Consider the following 2,384-nt stretch of genomic DNA (forward strand, 5'->3'; position numbering starts at 1 on the left):
GGGGGGGGGGGGGGCAGAAATATAATAAGAAAAGTAAGATGATGAATGAGTTCATGGTGCTAGCCTTGTTTACTTTACGTCTTGGGGAGGCCCGTTTGAGTTAATCCAGTCGACGATGTTCAATCGGCTGAACATATGACTTATCACACTTGTTATTGAACCCGCGCGGAGTTTAATCATGGTTATCGTACTGTGATAACGGATAAACACATTTGCGGATGCTCATTGTGGATATAGGTCGAAATCCTCTTTTTGAGGAAGCACGGTAGCGATATTCAGTCGCTGGGTCTCTTCATCCAGCGACACAGTGACGGTGGCGCCATGGGCTTCTAGCATGATTTTGCCATGATAACCATTGCGACTACGCTCTTCTTTGTTATCCGAGGAGGGGAATTTATCGAACAGAGACATGACGCGGCTGATATCCAGCAAGGTCGAACTAGCAATATTCAAGATAATGCTGTCAGGGTTTTTCAGACAGAGAATTTCCACGCAGGAGGAGGGCGCTGCATGTTCGCAGGCGAGCCGTATCAATATTTGAAACGCGGAATAACAGAGAAATTCGTCACCTGCGATGAACAGCTCGTCATAGAGATAATTTTTGGGTTTGGTCAGCTTGATATCGAGATTTTTCGCGGCATAGAGATTTTTGAACTGCACCAAGAGTCGGTTGAAAATATCAAAGAGCTGGACTTTACCCGCTTTCAAGAGAAAGTTGCCGGTTTCAATCTGGTAGATCTCGGTGGCCAGACGGGTCAATTCCAGCGCATCTCCTACTGATTTTCTGGTGATGGATAGCTGGGTTTTTTGGATCATATTGAGCGACGGGTCGGCGGCCAGTTCTTCCAGCAGGTGTACCGCATTGAGCAGGGGCTCCCGGATTTCATAGCGGATATTGAACTCGAGGCTCTCTTTGAGCGCGTTGAGCTCAAGCATCTGATCGAACTCTTTTTGCAGGTCTCTTCTGGCATGTACCAGCCGCATCAGATTGGCAATGCGAAAACGCAGCATCTCGATGTCTATCGGCTTGGTGATAAAATCGACTGCCCCCAGTTTCATCGCCCGTTTACGTGAATAGATATCATCCAGTGCCGTCATAAAGACGATGGGGATGTGTTCTGAGTGGGGGTGTTCACGCAAAATTCTGGCGACATCAAATCCGTTCAGGTTGGGCATCATGATATCGAGCAGCACCAGATCAGGGGGATTATCCGATTGGCAGATCCTGATCGCCTTTTCGCCATCCTTGACCAGCTTGAGATGAAATTCCTTGCGAAATACCGAGGTGATCAGCATCAAATTATCTGGAATATCGTCAACCACCAGAATGGTGGGGCTGTCCTGATTGCTGGCGACCAGATCGCTGTTGGAAAAACGGTGTAAACGACCGAAGTCGAATTGAGAGAGCTGGGGTTGCGACTGATTGATTGCCAACAGCAGCCGGGTGATCCTAGGTTTAAGAGTGTCGGGTTTGAGCGGGGTCAAAATAATGTCAGAGACTTTCGCCTAGACAAATTTTTCGATCAATGGGCGATCGGTCCCTGAGGTCAGAGTCAAAAAAGGTAATGTGTGATTGCGTGCTGTGCTGCGGATATTTTTCAGCAGTGTGAGCAGGTGTTCCGACTCGATATCGATATTGCAGATGATCATGGCGACGGAGCCATCAGCCACGCAATTTTCCAGGGCTTCGACACTTTCCACCGCATTAATCTGGGTTATGCCAATGGCGCGTAACTGATGGCAGAGTGCATCGCTGTGCACATTATCTTTTTCCAGCACCAGAGTGGGCCCGGAAATTATCTTTGCTATGTCCATATGGCTATCTGATGTGCCCATCTGTCGCTGTATCCTGCCAGCTCGTTTTGAGCATGATAATATAGGGTGCATGGCCTTGGTCAACCGATACCTCTGCTGCCTTGCACTGGACATATCTATCCGCAACCGAGCGCGACTCATCAACTGGATAAAGGCTCAATTTGATGTGACCACGGCAGTTGGCTCAGACCATCTGTGATGGCGTAGTGATGCGCTGAACTGCCGCTTTCCCCTTGGCAACTTGCTGCCGCCTGCATGGTAGTAAGCACATTTCAATCTGGTTGTCATGGCTGCCTGTCGGGGGATCCGTTATGGTGTGAGAAGGGCGGGAAAGGGTCGCCGCCTTCTTCATTATGGCAGGGAGAGTCACGAGATATGGAACATCTTGCCCTGGACGCAGCTCGTCCTGTGGTGCTGGTGGTTGATGATGACACCGGTACCCTCAATTTGATGAATGCGCTGCTGAGTGGACGCTACAGCATCAAGCTGGCGACCACGGGTCGCAAGGCGCTGGAGATAGCCCGTTCCGACACGCCCCCCGACCTTGTGCTGCTCGATATCATGATGCC

The 2,384-nt window shown here is 49.9% G+C and carries 3 protein-coding genes; 1 reads left to right on the top strand and 2 read right to left on the bottom strand.

Going from position 1 to position 2,384, the window contains the following annotated elements:
- Window positions 1–222 precede the first annotated feature (222 nt).
- Both BN1128_RS02695 and BN1128_RS02700 read right to left on the bottom strand, forming a co-directional pair.
- Window positions 223–1,485, bottom strand: a complete 1,263-nt coding sequence (locus BN1128_RS02695) for a response regulator (RefSeq protein WP_156140085.1) — start codon at window positions 1,483–1,485, stop codon at window positions 223–225.
- A gap of 21 nt (window positions 1,486–1,506) precedes the next feature.
- Window positions 1,507–1,836, bottom strand: a complete 330-nt coding sequence (locus tag BN1128_RS02700; RefSeq protein WP_042866129.1) for a response regulator — start codon at window positions 1,834–1,836, stop codon at window positions 1,507–1,509.
- A 354-nt stretch (window positions 1,837–2,190) separates the two neighbouring features.
- Here BN1128_RS02700 and BN1128_RS02705 point away from each other — a divergent pair.
- The coding region (locus tag BN1128_RS02705; protein WP_042866130.1) for a response regulator at window positions 2,191–2,384 on the top strand (194 nt) is incomplete at its 3' end.

It is taken from the genome of Aeromonas piscicola (genome assembly GCF_000820005.1).
Classification (GTDB): domain Bacteria; phylum Pseudomonadota; class Gammaproteobacteria; order Enterobacterales; family Aeromonadaceae; genus Aeromonas; species Aeromonas piscicola.

What these genes read in the sequence shown, in the direction of transcription:
- BN1128_RS02700 (WP_042866129.1), bottom strand. Translation starts at nt 1,836, where the DNA reads ATGGGCACATCAGATAGCCATATGGACATAGCAAAGATAATTTCCGGG.